The 15,845-nt window shown below is 38.2% G+C and carries 13 protein-coding genes and 2 pseudogenes; 6 read left to right on the top strand and 9 right to left on the bottom strand.

The features are described from left to right. Positions 1-31 precede the first annotated feature (31 nt). Positions 32-160 carry a hypothetical protein gene (locus EGT34_RS16570; RefSeq protein WP_085920711.1) on the top strand — a complete coding sequence of 43 codons (129 nt, stop codon included), beginning with the start codon at positions 32-34 and terminating at the stop codon, positions 158-160. A gap of 52 nt (positions 161-212) precedes the next feature. Here the strand turns inward: EGT34_RS16570 and ppk1 are convergent, their stop codons facing one another. Together ppk1 and mtgA are read right to left on the bottom strand one after the other, a co-directional pair. Further along, a complete protein-coding gene (gene ppk1, locus EGT34_RS16565; protein ID WP_001090302.1) occupies positions 213-2,291 on the bottom strand; it encodes a polyphosphate kinase 1 in 2,079 nt (692 codons plus the stop codon). Between the two features lie 104 nt (positions 2,292-2,395). Beyond that, a complete protein-coding gene (mtgA, locus tag EGT34_RS16560; protein WP_000642931.1) occupies positions 2,396-3,073 on the bottom strand; it encodes a monofunctional biosynthetic peptidoglycan transglycosylase in 678 nt (225 codons plus the stop codon). Positions 3,074-3,149: 76 nt separating this feature from the next. Here mtgA and EGT34_RS16555 point away from each other — a divergent pair, with 76 nt between their 5' ends. Beyond that, on the top strand, positions 3,150-3,959 hold the full coding sequence (locus tag EGT34_RS16555) for a rhomboid family intramembrane serine protease (protein WP_000195949.1): 810 nt from the start codon (positions 3,150-3,152) through the stop codon (positions 3,957-3,959). Between the two features lies 1 nt (position 3,960). On the opposite strand, the gene EGT34_RS16550 is transcribed toward EGT34_RS16555, so the two are convergent. Both EGT34_RS16550 and EGT34_RS16545 read right to left on the bottom strand, forming a co-directional pair. After that, positions 3,961-6,420, bottom strand: coding sequence for an ABC transporter permease (locus EGT34_RS16550; protein WP_001245167.1), 2,460 nt, complete (start codon positions 6,418-6,420; stop codon positions 3,961-3,963). Positions 6,421-6,423: 3 nt separating this feature from the next. Continuing rightward, positions 6,424-7,116 carry an ABC transporter ATP-binding protein gene (locus EGT34_RS16545; protein ID WP_001136101.1) on the bottom strand — a complete coding sequence of 231 codons (693 nt, stop codon included), beginning with the start codon at positions 7,114-7,116 and terminating at the stop codon, positions 6,424-6,426. Between the two features lie 44 nt (positions 7,117-7,160). Here EGT34_RS16545 and EGT34_RS16540 point away from each other — a divergent pair, with 44 nt between their 5' ends. Next, positions 7,161-7,784, top strand: coding sequence for an arylesterase (locus tag EGT34_RS16540; protein ID WP_002036590.1), 624 nt, complete (start codon positions 7,161-7,163; stop codon positions 7,782-7,784). A gap of 32 nt (positions 7,785-7,816) precedes the next feature. Here the strand turns inward: EGT34_RS16540 and EGT34_RS16535 are convergent, their stop codons facing one another. Then, positions 7,817-8,431 (bottom strand): carbonic anhydrase, encoded by a 615-nt coding sequence (locus EGT34_RS16535; RefSeq protein ID WP_001141695.1) that lies wholly within the window; start codon positions 8,429-8,431, stop codon positions 7,817-7,819. Positions 8,432-8,715: 284 nt separating this feature from the next. Here EGT34_RS16535 and EGT34_RS16530 point away from each other — a divergent pair, with 284 nt between their 5' ends. Both EGT34_RS16530 and EGT34_RS16525 read left to right on the top strand, forming a co-directional pair. Continuing rightward, complete coding sequence (locus tag EGT34_RS16530; protein ID WP_000197540.1) at positions 8,716-9,741, top strand: alpha/beta fold hydrolase; 1,026 nt, start codon at positions 8,716-8,718, stop codon at positions 9,739-9,741. 26 nt (positions 9,742-9,767) lie between these two features. Continuing rightward, positions 9,768-10,775 carry a hypothetical protein gene (locus EGT34_RS16525; protein ID WP_000107261.1) on the top strand — a complete coding sequence of 336 codons (1,008 nt, stop codon included), beginning with the start codon at positions 9,768-9,770 and terminating at the stop codon, positions 10,773-10,775. A 22-nt stretch (positions 10,776-10,797) separates the two neighbouring features. Here the strand turns inward: EGT34_RS16525 and EGT34_RS16520 are convergent. The 4 genes and pseudogenes from EGT34_RS16520 to nfuA all read right to left on the bottom strand — a co-directional run. After that, positions 10,798-11,652 (bottom strand): annotated as a pseudogene (locus tag EGT34_RS16520) (TonB-dependent receptor domain-containing protein); the annotation flags it as partial. 17 nt (positions 11,653-11,669) lie between these two features. Continuing rightward, positions 11,670-12,760 (bottom strand): IS4-like element ISAba1 family transposase gene (locus EGT34_RS16515; RefSeq protein WP_085940648.1). Its coding sequence is split into 2 segments (ribosomal slippage): positions 11,670-12,220 and positions 12,220-12,760, totalling 1,092 coding nucleotides; the frame shifts between segments, so codons are not numbered across the junction. Positions 12,761-12,832: 72 nt separating this feature from the next. Further along, a pseudogene (locus EGT34_RS16510) lies at positions 12,833-14,251 on the bottom strand (FepA family TonB-dependent siderophore receptor); the annotation flags it as partial. Between the two features lie 169 nt (positions 14,252-14,420). Beyond that, positions 14,421-15,059: a Fe-S biogenesis protein NfuA gene (gene nfuA / locus EGT34_RS16505; RefSeq protein ID WP_000102721.1), complete on the bottom strand. Its 639-nt coding sequence runs from the start codon at positions 15,057-15,059 to the stop codon at positions 14,421-14,423. Positions 15,060-15,216: 157 nt separating this feature from the next. Here nfuA and EGT34_RS16500 point away from each other — a divergent pair, with 157 nt between their 5' ends. Continuing rightward, entirely contained in the window at positions 15,217-15,834 is a 618-nt protein-coding gene (locus EGT34_RS16500) for a rhomboid family intramembrane serine protease (RefSeq protein ID WP_000902940.1), read from the top strand. Positions 15,835-15,845: the final 11 nt, after the last annotated feature.

Here is a 15,845-nt window from a genome sequence, read left to right as displayed (position 1 = left end):
ATTTAATGCGGCGTATTAAAGTAGATTTCTTGTGATTTGTATATTTTTAAAATTCAATGTTTTATGTAAAGAATCACATATTTTTCAAACATATTGCATTAATTCAAATTATTGCCGTTTATCCTACAACCATTTAGAAAAATTAATTAAATTATTATGAAATTCAGTAAATTAAAAAGCCGACATGATGTCGGCTTTTTAAAAATAATTTTTTATTTAAAAGTTTCTAATAATTCTCTTTGAGCATTATGCAATTTTTCGCCTTCGGCTGGCTGGGCACGTACCCATGTACCATCGCCCTGTAACAACCAAGCTTGCTGATTATCTTGTAAATAATTAAGGAGTCCTTGCTGATAAATACGTTTTTTCAAAGCAGGATCTTCAATTGGGAAGCATGCTTCAACACGATTAAATAAGTTACGATCCATCCAGTCCGCACTTGAACAGTAAATACGAGCATCGCCATTATTACTAAAGTAATAAACTCGTGTATGTTCAAGGAAACGGCCTACAATTGAACGTACCCGAATGTTTTCCGATAAATTTGGTAATCCCGGACGTAAACAGCAAATCGAACGAATAATGAGATCTACTTGCACCCCTGCTTGAGAAGCTTCATACAATTTATTAATAAGCTGAACTTCAGTTAAAGCATTCACTTTGACAATAATTTGGGCTTTACGACCAGCCTTTGCATTGGCAATTTCTTCATCAATAAAGTTAATGAGCTGAGCATGCAGAGTAAAAGGTGCATGGAGTAACTTTTTCAGTTTTGCCATTTTACCCATACCCGTGAGCTCTTGGAAAATACGGTGTACGTCTTCACACAAGTCTTTATCGGTGGTCATTAGGCCGTAATCGGTATAAATGCGAGCATTCATAGCATGGTAGTTACCCGTTCCTAAATGAACATAACGCACCAGTTTGTTGTTTTCACGGCGTACCACCATAATCATTTTGGCATGGGTTTTATAACCTACAATACCGTAAACAACGACTGCTCCTGCTTCTTGTAAAACATTAGCCACTTCGATATTCGACTCTTCATCGAAACGGGCACGTAATTCAATTACCGCCGTCACTTCTTTACCATTACGCGCAGCTTCTGCTAAAACTTGAACAATTTCCGAGTCTGCACCACTACGATAAAGTGTCTGTTTAATTGCGAGTACTTGCGGGTCACGTGCTGCTTCACGGAGTAACTGAATAACAGGTGCAAAAGACTCAAATGGGTGATGAAGTAAAATATCCTGCTTTTGCATAGCCGAGAAAATACTCTCGGTCTTTTTAAACACTTTTGGTACGACTGGCGTGTGTGAGTCGTAACGCAAATGAGGACGTTTAAAGTTCGAAACCAGACGAGCCAAGTTTACAGGGCCATCAACTTTATATAATTGTTCTTCGTTTAAGTCGAACTCTTCAAGTAGATATTCATAAATATGCTGTGGACAATTTTGGGTTACTTCTAAGCGTACTGCACGACCAAATCGGCGTGAACTTAACTCACCTTTTAACGCTTTTGCCAAATCTTCAACGTCTTCATTAAGTGCCAAATCGGCATTACGAGTTACACGGAATTGATAGCAACCAGTTGCAGTCATGCCCGGGAACAAGTCTGAAACATGTTCATGAATAATTGCAGACAACATGACGTGATGTTCTTTACCACCCGTTAACTCATCTGGTAATCGTACAACACGTGGCAATGAACGTGGGGCTGGTACAACAGCCAAATCAATTTGTCGCCCGAACGCATCTTTACCTTCTAAAGTCACAATAAAGTTCAGGCTTTTATTGACTAAACGCGGGAATGGATGGGCTGGATCTAAACTGATTGGAGTTAAAACAGGCGCAACCTGTTCCTGAAAATATTTTTTTACCCAAGCTGATTGAGCTGGTGTTAATTCACCACGACGTAAAAAGCAGATATCTTCTTCACGTAACTTAGGTAATATTTCTTCGTTTAAAATACGATATTGGCGCTCAATTGCAGCATGAGCAGTTTCAGAGATTTTTTGTAAGACTTGTCTTGGCGTTAAACCGTCCGGGCTTCGACTTTCATTGCCTAGAGCGAATTGCTCCATAACACCTGCTACACGAATTTCAAAAAACTCATCTAAATTACGCGAAAAAATGAGTAAGAAATTCATTCGTTCCAGTAATGGATGTAAAGGGTCGACGGCCTGTTCCAATACGCGCAAATGAAAGTCAAGAATAGACAATTCACGATTAATATAACGGTCATTATAACTATATTCTGTTGGGGTCGTTGCTGTAATCGCTGTATTCATGTCTAACCTAATCTCTTTCCAACCAAAATCTCTGCAAAATAGTATGCTGCAAAATTATGTCAATTTGATAAAAACTAAAAAAATAACACATCTTTAAGACAGTGTTATTCAGGAATCTGGGTGCTATTCATATAACGTAAAATAACGCGTTTTCTATATTGTAGTTTACGATCATTGCGATGATCTTGATAATATTTCGGATCAGGCAATAACGCGGCTAAAAAAGCAGCTTGTTCGCGCGTTAAGCTTTTGGCACTTTTGCCGTAATAATATTGGGCTGCTGCTTCAACGCCATACAAATTTTTGCCAAATTCAACAGAGTTCATATACACCTCAAGAATTCGACGTTTCGACCACATGCGCTCCATCATCCATGTCGCTACAGTTTCTTGGCCTTTACGAATAAATGAACGTTTCTTATATAAGAACAAGTTTTTTGCAAGTTGTTGAGATACGGTAGAACCACCAGCAACAACCTCTCCTTGCTCATTGTTACGCTCTAGCGCAAAACGAATACCATCCCAGTCAAAACCATGATGATGAATAAATTTTGCGTCCTCTCCTGCTAAAATTGCATGTTTGAAATTGTCACTAATGTCATCATAGTCAAGCCATTCATGAATGATCGGCTCAGATGGATCTGACCAATAATCAATTCGCATAAACATGGTGGTATCAACTTCATGTGTACGCCACCAAACCAAACTTGAGAAGATCCAAAGCTGAATAAGGAGAATTGCCCCAATAAAAATTAACAACACGCGAACAATAAAGGCTTTCATGTTCGTCCTGATCTCCTGTATTCAACTTTTTTCATGTTAAGCTGTAAAGCATGTTCATATATAACAAAAGCATAGCATGACTCAATATCAGCCTCCGCACATTAATCGTAAACTCAATGTACAAGCTTGGTGGCTGACCGCCCTACTGATCTCGATTAATGTAGGTTTGTTCATCTGGCAAATTATATCTGGAGTGGACATTAGTGACCCAGCTATAAAAGATGCACTTCACTGGGGTGCAGATTTTACACCACTTACTTTTTCCGGGCAGCCAGAACGTCTATTTACCAGCATGTTTTTTCACTTTGGCATTATTCACCTTATGCTCAACATGTGGGCTTTATATATTTTTGGTAATGTCGCTGAAGCTTTATTTGGACGTTTATACTTTATTGGTCTGTATTTACTTGCAGGCTTGTTTGGTAGCCTTTTGAGTAGTTATATTAATATTCAAAATGGGCATGAATTATTACAACATTTTGATCAGAGCTTACTTCCCCATGTCAGTGCTGGTGCTTCGGGCGCTGTGATGGGATTAGGTGCAGCATTAACTGTTCTTTCTTTATTTCCGCCGCTGCCTCATCAAGCTTATATACTTGATAAGAAATCATTATTAATGATTATGGCGATTAACCTTATATTCGGTCTGGTTGCCACAGGTATTAATAATGCTGCACATGTCGGCGGTATGATTATAGGTGCATTACTCGCACTGATTTGGTATTTAAGCTACCGCACTCCATTTAAAACCCTCCTAAAATTTTTAGGTCTATTGGGAGGACTTTTAATGACTGTCGGCTTCTATGTTTACTGTAATCAGCTTAACTCACCATTACTTCCACTTTGGCATGAGGTTTTAATTCAGAACCCAGAAATACTCCCCTAACTTAAATCTGGTTCAGCTCACGTAAACTTTGTAGTGGCGGTAAATTACACAGATAACCGAGTCGATATCGGCCAATCAGAGCGCAAAGCAACATCATGGCAAATGGTAAAATCAACCATATTTCAATATGCCACTGTAAAGCCATATTCATTTTATAACTTGCAATAGCGCTAATTACCTCGGCAAAACAGCAGGCAACAATGCCTGCTAACAAACCTAAAAAACCAATTTCCAGACTGTGCATCTGCTTCATTTTATTTTTAGAGAGACCAAATGAACGCAACAAAGCCACTTCCCGACGGCGTTCATCCATTAATAGATTTAAACAAGCAATTAAAACAAGTATTCCAGAAAAGCCAACTAACGCTGCAAGCACAGTCACAATTTTAACCAAGACATTCATTAAGCGCTTTACTTCATCCAAAATACGGTCAACATCAATAAAAACCGTATTTGAGAATTGCTGAATCATATGGATCATTTTAGGTTGATCTTGCTTAGGCACATAAAAACTACCCAAGTAACTACCAGCATTTTCATCTAAAGTTTTAGGCGAAAAAATAAAGAAAAAATTAGGACTAAAGCTTTCCCACTCAACGCTCCGAAAATTTATAACTTTAGCTTGCAAGGTACCTTCTGGCAGACTAAAAGTAAGCCTGTCACCAATCTGGATTCCTAAACTTTCTGCTGTTTTACTCTCAACTGAAACTTGGCCTACTGCATTAAATTCCGCTTGACCTTTTGTAATGACATTGTCATCTGGTAAAGCACTCGACTGCGTTAAATTTAATTCGCGGCGTAAAGCATTATTTTGCTTTATGGCTTCTTCTGAAAAAGGAACATCATTCTTGGCAACTAATCGCCCACGAATGTTTGGATATAACGGTGTGCTTTGCCAACCATTTTGCTTCAACTGTTGCTCAAAAGCTTTTAAATCAAATGGTGGTAGGCCATAAACAAACTGATTAGGTGTACCCTCCGGTAACTGCTGATGCCAGCGTTCTAATAAATCTGTTCTTAACACGCTTAACACTGTAATAAGACTTAACCCTAAAGCCAATGCCGTAATTTGTAAGGCACTTTGCGATGGTGAACGAATATAAAAAGACAAACGAGTTTTCATCTTTTTTAAAGTACGAAGCAATAGCCAGACGACGGTATAAAGTAAAATGCAAAGCAGAATAATCGCTATTAATACCCAAATACTGAGCATTAAATTTTCACTTAAAACTAAGCTAAAAATAACAAGGCTAGTGATGCCTGCAAAAAACATAAAGAATAATGATTTTCGGGATTTTGCCTGTTCCCGAATAACACGGATGGGAGGAGTATTTAACAACTCCCAAATGCTTGGCAAAATGAATCCAAGTAGCACAATTACACTGGTAAAAATGGCAATTGGTAAGGGACCAAGTAAAAAACCAACCACAGAGAAACTTAACTCTAGTTGTGGAATCAGTTGTAGCATGAGCTCAAGCAAGCCATAGCCCATCATTATTCCTAAGAGACTACCGATCACAATCGAAATTGCACTGACTACACAAAGTAACCCGATATAGGCCCATAAAATTTGAAACTTACTCGCACCTAAACAACGTATTAAAGCAATGTGATCTTGGTTTTGCTGAACATATCTTTGACTTGTTAAAGCAATGGCGATACCACACAATAAAATCGTTAAAATATTGGCCAATTGCAAAAAGGTATCTAGGTTTTCTAACGGACGTAATAATCTGCTATTTGATTCACTGGCATCGCGTAAACGTAACCCTATGGTTTCTTCCTGTTCATTTGCAGGTTGATGCTGTTGCTTAAATTGCCTTGAAAATGACTGAACCTGTTCAGGCTGACCAGACATTAACTGTCGATAATCGATTCTACTACCAGTTTGAATTGCATGAGTTTTAGCAATATCTGCTTGATGAATAATGACAGTAGGCGAAAAACCAGAAAAACCAAGTTCTTGATTTGAATCTCGCACAATCACGCCACTAAAGCGAAATGCCGCATCTGCAATAGATACCATATCGCCTAGTTTAACTTTAAGTAAATCGGCTGCCCTTTGACTTAGCCATACTTCACCTGGTTGGATACCACGCGCCCTAGGCTCAATCTCAAGCTTTCCTCTTAATGGGAATGCAGGTTCTATTGCTTTTACATTGACCATGACAAACTGATCTTGAGTATGTGCCATTGAACTAAACATGGTCACATTAGTCTGCTTTAAGCCAAGCTGATCTGCCCTTTTTTGCCATTTTGCGTCTATAGGTTCATTATTCGACAGAACCAAATCTGCTGCTAACATTTGCGCTGCTTGTAGACTTACCGCATTTTTAACTTGGTCATTACTAAACTTAAGAGCAGTGGTTGCACTGATCGCAAGTGAAAGCGCAATAATAAGTAAATATAAGCCTCCGGTACGAAAGCTTTGTAACAAAAGTGGTTTGAGAAGATTACGCATAGTTTAACCACCCTGTACCGTCTTTAGTCGGCCATCATCTAACTCGACATGTCGTTGGCAAAGTGCTGCCAAATTACGATCATGTGTGACCAAAATAAGGGTGGTACCAAGCTCTCGATTTAAATCAAAAAGAAGGGTTTCAATTTCTTGTGCGGTTTGGCCATCAAGGTTTCCGGTGGGTTCATCGGCAAAAATAATTTGTGGCTCGGCAATGAGAGCCCGAGCAATTGCCACACGTTGTTGCTCGCCGCCAGATAAGACCTTAGGCGTTTGTTCAGCTTGACGGCTTAATCCTACCCGATGCAGCCAATCTAAGGCTTTTTGTTCAGCTGTTTTATAATCAAAGTCTTTACGTAACCGAAGCGGTAACATCACATTTTCAAGGGCACTTAACTGTGGCAAAAGCTGGAAAGACTGAAATACAAAACCAATATGGTGCATTCTGATTTGGGCACGTTGCTCTTCTGTTAACTCATGAACCGCCTGACCACATAACCACACCTCACCTTCAGAGGGTTGGTCTAAAGTCGCTAAAATACCCAGTAAAGTTGATTTTCCTGAACCAGAACGTCCTGTAATTGCTACCTGCTCCCCTTCATAAATCTCTAAATCAATATTTTTTAAAATCGTAAATTGATTTTGGTTAATCTGAATAGTTTGTGTAACTTGATGGGCAGCAATGATAGGTTGTGGCATGATGTGAACAGTCCTATATATTGAGTATTCGGGTCGAAACACAAATGTATAAATCTTATTTGTTTGGTTCTAAAAGTCTCTTGCTCATCTCATTGAGCATGTTGCCCATGTTCGTCTCGGCAAAAACTATTTTAATTTTAGGAGATAGTATCAGTGCCGGTTATGGAATAGACCCTAAACAAGGTTGGGTACAATTACTACAAAAACGTTTAGATCAACAGTATCCCAAACAACATAAAGTGGTCAATGCAAGTGTGAGTGGGGAAACCACTAGCGGTGCTTTGGCACGATTACCAAAACTTTTACAAACTTATAAACCCGAGGTAGTTGTTATTGAATTAGGCGGGAATGATGGCTTACGTGGTCAACCACCACAAATGATTCAAAAAAATCTGTCTCAGCTCATTCAATTAAGCCAGAAGCAAAAAGCCAAGGTTATTCTTTTTGGTATGAAGATTCCGCCCAATTATGGCACGGCTTATAGCAAAGCATTCGAAAATAACTACAAAACTGTAAGTCAAAAATATCAGGTGAAATTGCTACCCTTTTTTCTTGATGGCGTCGCTGGGCAAAAGCAACTAATGCAAAATGACTTGATTCATCCAAATGCCCAAGCACAATCAAAATTACTGAATTTAGCTTACCCATACATAAAAGGTGCCCTATAGGCACCTTTTAGTTTTAAATATTTTTATTATGATCAGAAGTCAAAGAAAGTAACTTCACCAGTTTCTAGCGAATATTCAGCACCAACGACAATCAGTTCACCTTTTGCAATTAGATTTTCTAATACAGCCGAACCATGACGTAATTGGTTTACCGAAGCAAATACGTTTGAACGCACCGCATGACATGAGAGTTTTTTCAAGTCATTTTTTAAATCAGTCTGCATTAAAATCTCAACTGATGGACGAACACGGTTCACAATCGACATTAAGTTAGAAGATGGCGGGTGCTCAGGGTTCATCAACGTATCAATTGTCGCTTGAATCGCGCCGCAATGGCTGTGTCCTAATACAACTACAACCGGACAGTCATAACGTTCTGCCGCGAACTCAACACTACCAACTTGTGAAGGTGCAACAACATTACCAGCAACACGGATTACGAATAAGTCACCAAGACCTTGATCGAATACCATTTCTGCTGGTACACGAGAATCTGAACAGCCTAATACAATTGCAAATGGATTTTGATCCTTTGCCATTTCAGCGCGTTCATGATGTGATAAGGTTTTTGCAAGGGAAGTATTTCCATTTACAAATCGTTGATTACCTGCTTTCAAACGATCTAAAACTTCTTGCGCAGTAGGCATTTTATATTTCCATTGTTTTTTCAAGGTTAGAAATCATTTTAATGTGTCAAAATTTGAATGTCACTGACAAAAAATAAATCCTTTTTCAGGAAAATTTTTTAAAACTTTAATTAGTTTTATAAGGAAGATCACCGCACAATTACCTACTGTTTAGTGAAAAAATAGACATACTTTAGTTTATAGATTGACTATAATTTTCTTGATTCCAAACGTTTGGCAAATGACTCATTGGCAAAGTTTTTCAATAATTTTTCAAACTCGCTTAAGCATCAAGGATGAAATCTATGACAAGGCTGTCCGCATCAATTAAAGCCTCTATGAAAAAAACTGCTACTGCACTGACTTTGGCTTGTAGCTTATTGTCAGTCATGAGCATTTCTCAAGCGCAGGCAGCCGATAATATTGATGTCAGCTTTCAAACAATATTACAGCAGGAACGTAACTGGGCAGGACTGCAAAGCAAAAGCCTAAAGGTGGGCGATATCACTTGGTCATATAGTGAAGGTGGCTCTAGCACAAAGCCAACTTTACTACTCATTCATGGCCTAGCGGGCAGTCGAGATAACTGGAACCGAGTTGCCCATTATCTCACGACAAATTATCACGTTATTATTCCTGACTTACCGGGCAGTGGCGAAACTATCGTTTCACAAGACTTTGATTATTCAGTTCCAAACTTAGCTGAAAAATTACGTCGCTTTGTTGAAGCCGCCAATTTAAAAGGCCCAATTCATATTGCTGGGCACTCACTCGGCGGATCAATTGCCCTACTCTATGCTGGACAATATCCATTTGAAACCAAAAGTCTATTTTTAGTCGATAGCGGTGGTATTTTCCGTTCTGCCAACACAATTTATCTAAAAGATCCAACCTATCTAAAACAACTTTTAGTCTCTAAAAAAGGTGATTTTAATTATTTATTAAAACAAACCATGTTTAATCCTCCGTTTATTCCGAAAGAGTTCCTGCAAGCTCAAGAAAAACTGATGATTAATCAAGCACCTCAAACCCAGAAACTGGTTGATCAATTGATCGCACTCAATAAAGTCTATACCCCAGATTCTTTTGCCGTACTTACTAAAACGATTGACGCCCCTACACTCATTTTATGGGGTAAACAGGATAAAATTATTAATGTAGAAGTAGCAAACGAGCTAAAACGGCTTTTAAAAAATGCCCAGCCTCCAGTTATCTTAGAAAACGTAGGCCATATGCCAATTTTGGAAGCTGAACAGTTGGTTATCCAACAATACGTACCATTTTTACTGAAAGTAGAAACAAACCAGTCGTCAAAAACGACAACACCTTAAATAAAACTTCCGACTTGTGAGACCTTATGTCTACCCAACCCATGATTGAAAAACTTATTGAAGCTCATCTAGATTTTTTAGATGAGCAGTTTGCTCAGGCTCAGGTGATCCAACAAGAGTTTGAGCAGTTTTATCATTGGTTGGGGAGTCGACAATTACAACACCTTTGGACGTTTGAACAGGTTCAACGGCTCATTCAAAAGCAGATTTTAGACACACCCGCTTCGGATTTTCTTATTGAACAGATTGCGGAGCATATCCGCTTTGCACTGATCCATCCTGCAAATGACACCGCAACTGTTGAAGACGTTATTCCTGTTTTAACCATTGATCGAATTGCACAATACGTTGCTAGTAAAGAAGAGCACCGTAAAAAACTCATTAAAACAATTGTGAATAACCCTGCCTTTTCAGCACTGTTGACTCAATTGATTCAGCAAACAATGCATGATTATTTAGATGAATCTATGTCAAAACGCGTGCCTGGTGTAGGTCGTTTTATGAAGATGGGCAAATCTGTATTAGAAACAGTAACCGACTCTAATCTTGACGATACCATTAACCATTACTTGCAAAAGAATATTTTAAAACTCAGCCAGATGAGTGAGCGTGTTTTAAACCAACATTTTGACAATGATAAGCTCTACCATTTTCAGGCAAATGTTTGGCATAAAGTTAAAACCTCGCCACTTTCTGTTTTAAAAAACTATATAGAAGTTCAAGATTTAACAAAAACTGTTGGCCTAGGACATGAAATCTGGGACCACATTCGTCAAACTGATTATCTAAAACAGCAAGTACATGATGGTATCTATACTTGGTATGTACGTAATCAGGAACGTAATTTTGATTTGTTGCTCCGTGATCTTAATATTGACGAAAATTTAGTGAAGCATGAACTCACCGAATTGCTTGTACCCGTACTACAACAATTAGTCACAACAGGACATTTAAGACGTCGTGCCCGTGTGTACTTAGAGAAGTTTTATTATTCTGAAAAAGCATTAGAGATTTTAAATAATAAAGGCGCTTAAAGCGCCTTTATTATTTTATTGATTAAAAAGAATATTTTAAAGATGCGTAATAAGCCCGACCTGGCTCATTATAAGTTTGGCTAATAGAATTACTGTCTCTTAAAATTTGTTTATCAAACAGATTACTCACACCAACACGCGTACTAATTTGGTCTGAAAACTTATAACCAACATTAATACCAGCGGTACTATAACTTTTTACCGTACTTGGCTTAAGCGCAGAATTCGCACCTCCTGAACCTATACCGGATTCAAGTCTATTCTCTGCAAATTGACGTGATTTTTGACGACCATATTGAGTAAATACAAAATTTACATCCAATTGATCAGTAATGTCATAATCAAAAATTGAGTTAATTGTATAGATTGGAACTAAAGATAATGGATTCCCAGTTTGCTTGTCTTTCGAGTCCATCATGTAGGTAAAGTTATTAGTCCAGCGAATATCACCGAAATCTAATCCCAAACTTCCTTCAAAACCTTGAATTAAGGCTTTAGGCGTATTTTCCCAACGCAAAATATTCCACTTCGTATTGGTCACAGCTCCTGTATTTGCATTTGTACTTGAGCCATCAACTGTTCCAACAACATGAGTACCCGCAACAATCTTATCTTTATAATCATTACGGAACCAAGTTAAGCTCGCATTCACGATATCTTTTTGGAACTGAATACCGAGCTCTTTGTTTACCGATGTTTCAGGTTTTAAATCACCATTACCTTGTAATAAACAACGCGACTCAATATTAGCAGGGCAGCCATTGCCATTTGTACTTAATAAATACCCTTCGGCATTTTGATACATATTTGGTGCTTTATAAGCTTTTGCTACCCCACCTTTTAAAGTGAAATAATCATTGAGTTTTTGAGTAATATCTCTGTACACGACAAATTTCACAGAACCCTTATCCTATCAGGATTCTGCTTTCTTAAAATTGCCAAAATTTCCTTAAACTCTTCTTTTTTCCCAAAACCAATTAAACGCTGAATCGCCATTTGAACATAGTCTAAACCATAGCGAAATAAACTCATTGAGAGTCGTCCATGCTTCTTTATTTTTATCGCTTTTTTTTGATTATGTTGCCATTCACCCGTTAAGTAACACCAACAGAAGCTTATAGCTAACACCGCAATCAATTTTTTCACTCGTCTAGGGTCTGTCAAGCGCGTATTTTCAAGATTAAACCCGCGTCCTTTGAGACAACTGAATAAGGTTTCAATTTCCCAGCGTAATGCATAATCCTGAATAGCATTGGCATTAAACTGAGGAGAAACGACGAGTAAAAGCTCTCCATTTTCTAACTGTAGTGCACTTATATATAGTTTCACCCGACCAACCAAAATCCGTCGTTTACGACATTCAATTTGACCAACTTTAAGATGGCGAAATAAATCACTAATTTTATGATTCTTTCCTAAATGATTGGTGACAATGAAGTTTTTTTAACACGAATGCAGAAGTTGATGTCTTGTTCAATTAACCATGTAAACCACTGCTCACCGATAAACTCTCTGTCTGCGAACACATTCACAATACGGTCTTTACCAAAAATGGCTATAAAGCGTTGAATCAAAGCAATACGCTCTTTCGTATCTGAATTTCCACGTTTATTAAGCAATGTCCAAAGGATAGGTATCGCTATTCCACGATAAACGATTGCGAGCATCAGGATATTAATATTTCGTTTTCCCCATTTCCAATTGGTTCTATCTAAAGTCAGTTGCACTTGGTCGAATGAAAACATATTGAAAATCAACTGAGAAATTTGACGATAATCAAAATACTGACCTGCAAAGAAGCGCTGCATACGTCGATAAAATGATTGTGGTAAACACTTGATGGGCAAGGCTTTAGATGCAGAAGAAAGATTACATGTTTGCTTTAAAATAATCACAAGCATGATGAGCGCAAAGCACTTTAAATGTGACTTGTTCCATTTTAGAGATTTGTTTAAGATAAGATATAACTCATTGAGATGTGTCATAGTATTCGTCGTTAGAAAACAATTATTGTGACATTATTTCAATGAGCTATCTATTTTTGTCGTGTACAGAGGAGTAATATTTAAGCTTGGGCTCCAATTAGAACCAGATTTACTATGGTCATCAAAACGTAAACCTAATACAACATCTGTGCTGTCTGTAACTTTCAGGTTATCTTCAATATATGCAGAAGCAATACGTGACTCCATTTTACTACGATCACCTTTCGCTAATTGATCGCCATAACCTGAACCACTGCTGTCTTTACCTTGAGTTGTCGAGACATTATCTTTAAATCTGTCTTCAACCCATTCGGTACCTACAGTTAATACTTGGGGTAAATAGTATTCAAAAGGAATATTAGCCTCGCCGTTAAAGCGAAGAGTTTCTAAACGCGAAGTGGCTTTATCATCAAGATTATTAATTTTTCCTTCTACACTTCCCGCCAAGCCTTCAGGTAGACGTTTGTTATGGGTCTTATCATATTGAGCAACTAACTTACTCTTACCCCAAGACCAATCACCTTCGTGCGTTAATGCATAGCTATCACGATACATGGTATTGGTTTCTTTACCAATCAGCTGTGAAAGAATCGCATCCGCTTCAGCATTTGCATTTAACTGAGAGTCACCAGAATAAATATTACCTTGTTTGCTAGAAGAAATATCGAGCAAGACAGTTTGCTGGTCTGTTGCCTGCCAAGCTAAACGGCCTGAAATATCTTTATTTTTAACACCTTCACGGCCAGCTGCGGTACTACCAATTGATTTATTAATATCAACATCGTCAGCTTCTGTTTTATTATAATTACCATATAAACGATAAGATAAAACGTCCTTAATTAGTGGCCCACTTACGTTAAAACCAACACGATTTGATGAACCTTCTTTGGAGTCTTCAGGCTGTGAAGTATAGAACTCTACTGAACCATGAGTTTCATTCGTTACTTTTTTAGTAATGATGTTAACCACCCCACCTGCCGCACCAGAACCATATCGAGCAGCTGCTGGTCCGCGTAAAACTTCAATCGACTCGATGGCTTCTGCTGGTACCCAGTTTGAGTCGCCTCGTGTATCACGCTCTCCTTTCCAGCCATAACGGACTGAATTACGAGAGTTAATTGGTTTACCGTCCACTAAAATAAGCGTGTTTTCAGGGCCCATTCCGCGAATATCAATTTGTCTATTATTACCACGCTGCCCTGTAGCACTATTGCCTGTCAGGTTGACACCTGGCATACGACGTACATAGTCAGAAATATCATTACGAACTGGTAGTTTTTCTAAATCTTCTTTGGTAATAACCGATACACCGAGCGATTGCTTCACTTGCTCTTCTGCTGTTACAAAAATTGTTTCCAATTTCACAGGTTCAGCAGGCTTTTCTAATGTTTGTTCAGCTTGTTCTTGCTCATTTTGTGCAGCAAAAGCCATAGACATCATACTTGCCAGTACTGAAACAGAAAGCACTGACTGGATAATACGCTTCGACATAAGTATTCCCAATATATTGATTTATTAAACATCTCTCATTTTCAGTTTCGCATTGTAACAAAGATAAATAAAATTACAAATGATATTGATAATAATTATCATTATTTATATTGAATAATAAAAAAACCTCATTGCGAGGCTTTTTTATTTTACTTTTCAAATAATTTAATTATTTGAAATAAGCACCTTCTGCTTGTGTATGGTCTGTTTGGTCAACCACACGTTGTAGTTCAGGAATGTGTTCTTTCAAGGTTGTTTCAACACCTTGTTTTAAAGTCACATCAATTGCTGAACAACCTTGGCAACCGCCACCAAATTTCAATACAGCAGTAAGCCCGTGTTCAGGGTCATCTTGCACTTCAACTAAGCTACAGTTACCGCCGTGTCCTGCAAGACCCGGGTTAATTTCTGCTTGAAGTACATAGGTAATACGCTCTTCAATTGATGCATCAGGCCCTACGCGCGGCACTTTAGAGTTTGGAGCACGGAAAGTTAACTGACCACCAAAACGATCTTTGTTGTAGTCAATAACCGCGTCTAAAAGATAAGGGATAGACGGCGCATCAATATATGCAGGGAAATCAGGATAGTCCTGTTTATAATCCGTCGGCACCACTTCTTCTGGTGCACTATATGCCATACAGCACTCTGCACGTGGTGTACCCGGATGTTCAACAAAAATTCGAACGCCAATTCCCGGAGTATTTTGCTTCGCCAATAATTCGTGCAAATACTCTTGTGCAGATGGTGTAATCAAAAGGTTCGGAATTTCTTCTGCAACAGCAGTGTTGGTGTTCTCAGTCGACATAACAATATTCCTCAAGCTGATGCCTTTATATTAACCGAAGATGAGGTAGATTTAAAAAAAATCAACTAAATTTGTCGGATTTATACACAACAGGGTTTCAAGTTGTATTTTTAATGGCATTATTGCCATCAGTATTGATCATTTTTAAATATTTCTTATGTTGCATTTGCCGTTTAATCACACCATTACTCTTATTATTATTACGGTCATTGTGTCTTTACTTGCTTTTAGCAATCAAAATGTCATGAACCGTCTGATCTTCTGGCCGCCTGCAATGCAACGTGGACAATTTGATCGATTCATTACTCATGGTTTTATCCATGCAGATGGTACTCATTTGCTCTTTAATATGATTACCCTATTTTTCTTTGGCAGCATCATCGAAAGTTTTTATCGCCAATATTTTTATGACATGGGTTTTGTGCTGTTCTATTTAGGCGGATTAATTTTTGCGATCTTGCCAAGCTACCTACAACATAAAAATGATGCAAACTGGGCAAGTCTAGGTGCTTCAGGAGCCGTATCTGCTGTTCTGTTTGCCTATATTTTATTTCAGCCGTGGAAGCTGATTTTTGTATTTTTCATCCCTGTGCCAGCTATTATTTTTGCAGTTCTCTATGTTGCTTATAGTATTTGGGCAGGTAAACGTGGTAATAGTCATATTAACCATAGTGCACATTTATGGGGGGCAGCTTACGGCGTAATTGTAACGATTTTGATTGAGCCAAGAGTGATTCCTCATTTCTTAGATCAACTTACTCGCCTACCTTTTTAAATCCATATTTT

The organism is Acinetobacter sp. FDAARGOS_558 (genome assembly GCF_003937785.1).
GTDB classification, from domain to species: domain Bacteria; phylum Pseudomonadota; class Gammaproteobacteria; order Pseudomonadales; family Moraxellaceae; genus Acinetobacter; species Acinetobacter baumannii.
The sequence above is the reverse complement of the archived record's forward strand: the minus strand, read 5'-3'. Positions and strand labels throughout refer to the sequence as shown.

What these genes read in the sequence shown, in the direction of transcription:
- EGT34_RS16530 (WP_000197540.1), top strand. Translation starts at nt 8,716, where the DNA reads ATGACAAGGCTGTCCGCATCAATTAAAGCCTCTATGAAAAAAACTGCT.
- EGT34_RS16540 (WP_002036590.1), top strand. Translation starts at nt 7,161, where the DNA reads ATGTATAAATCTTATTTGTTTGGTTCTAAAAGTCTCTTGCTCATCTCA.
- EGT34_RS16555 (WP_000195949.1), top strand. Translation starts at nt 3,150, where the DNA reads ATGACTCAATATCAGCCTCCGCACATTAATCGTAAACTCAATGTACAA.
- EGT34_RS16525 (WP_000107261.1), top strand. Translation starts at nt 9,768, where the DNA reads ATGTCTACCCAACCCATGATTGAAAAACTTATTGAAGCTCATCTAGAT.
- nfuA (WP_000102721.1), bottom strand. Translation starts at nt 15,059, where the DNA reads ATGTCGACTGAGAACACCAACACTGCTGTTGCAGAAGAAATTCCGAAC.
- EGT34_RS16535 (WP_001141695.1), bottom strand. Translation starts at nt 8,431, where the DNA reads ATGCCTACTGCGCAAGAAGTTTTAGATCGTTTGAAAGCAGGTAATCAA.
- EGT34_RS16500 (WP_000902940.1), top strand. Translation starts at nt 15,217, where the DNA reads ATGTTGCATTTGCCGTTTAATCACACCATTACTCTTATTATTATTACG.
- ppk1 (WP_001090302.1), bottom strand. Translation starts at nt 2,291, where the DNA reads ATGAATACAGCGATTACAGCAACGACCCCAACAGAATATAGTTATAAT.
- EGT34_RS16545 (WP_001136101.1), bottom strand. Translation starts at nt 7,116, where the DNA reads ATGCCACAACCTATCATTGCTGCCCATCAAGTTACACAAACTATTCAG.
- mtgA (WP_000642931.1), bottom strand. Translation starts at nt 3,073, where the DNA reads ATGAAAGCCTTTATTGTTCGCGTGTTGTTAATTTTTATTGGGGCAATT.
- EGT34_RS16550 (WP_001245167.1), bottom strand. Translation starts at nt 6,420, where the DNA reads ATGCGTAATCTTCTCAAACCACTTTTGTTACAAAGCTTTCGTACCGGA.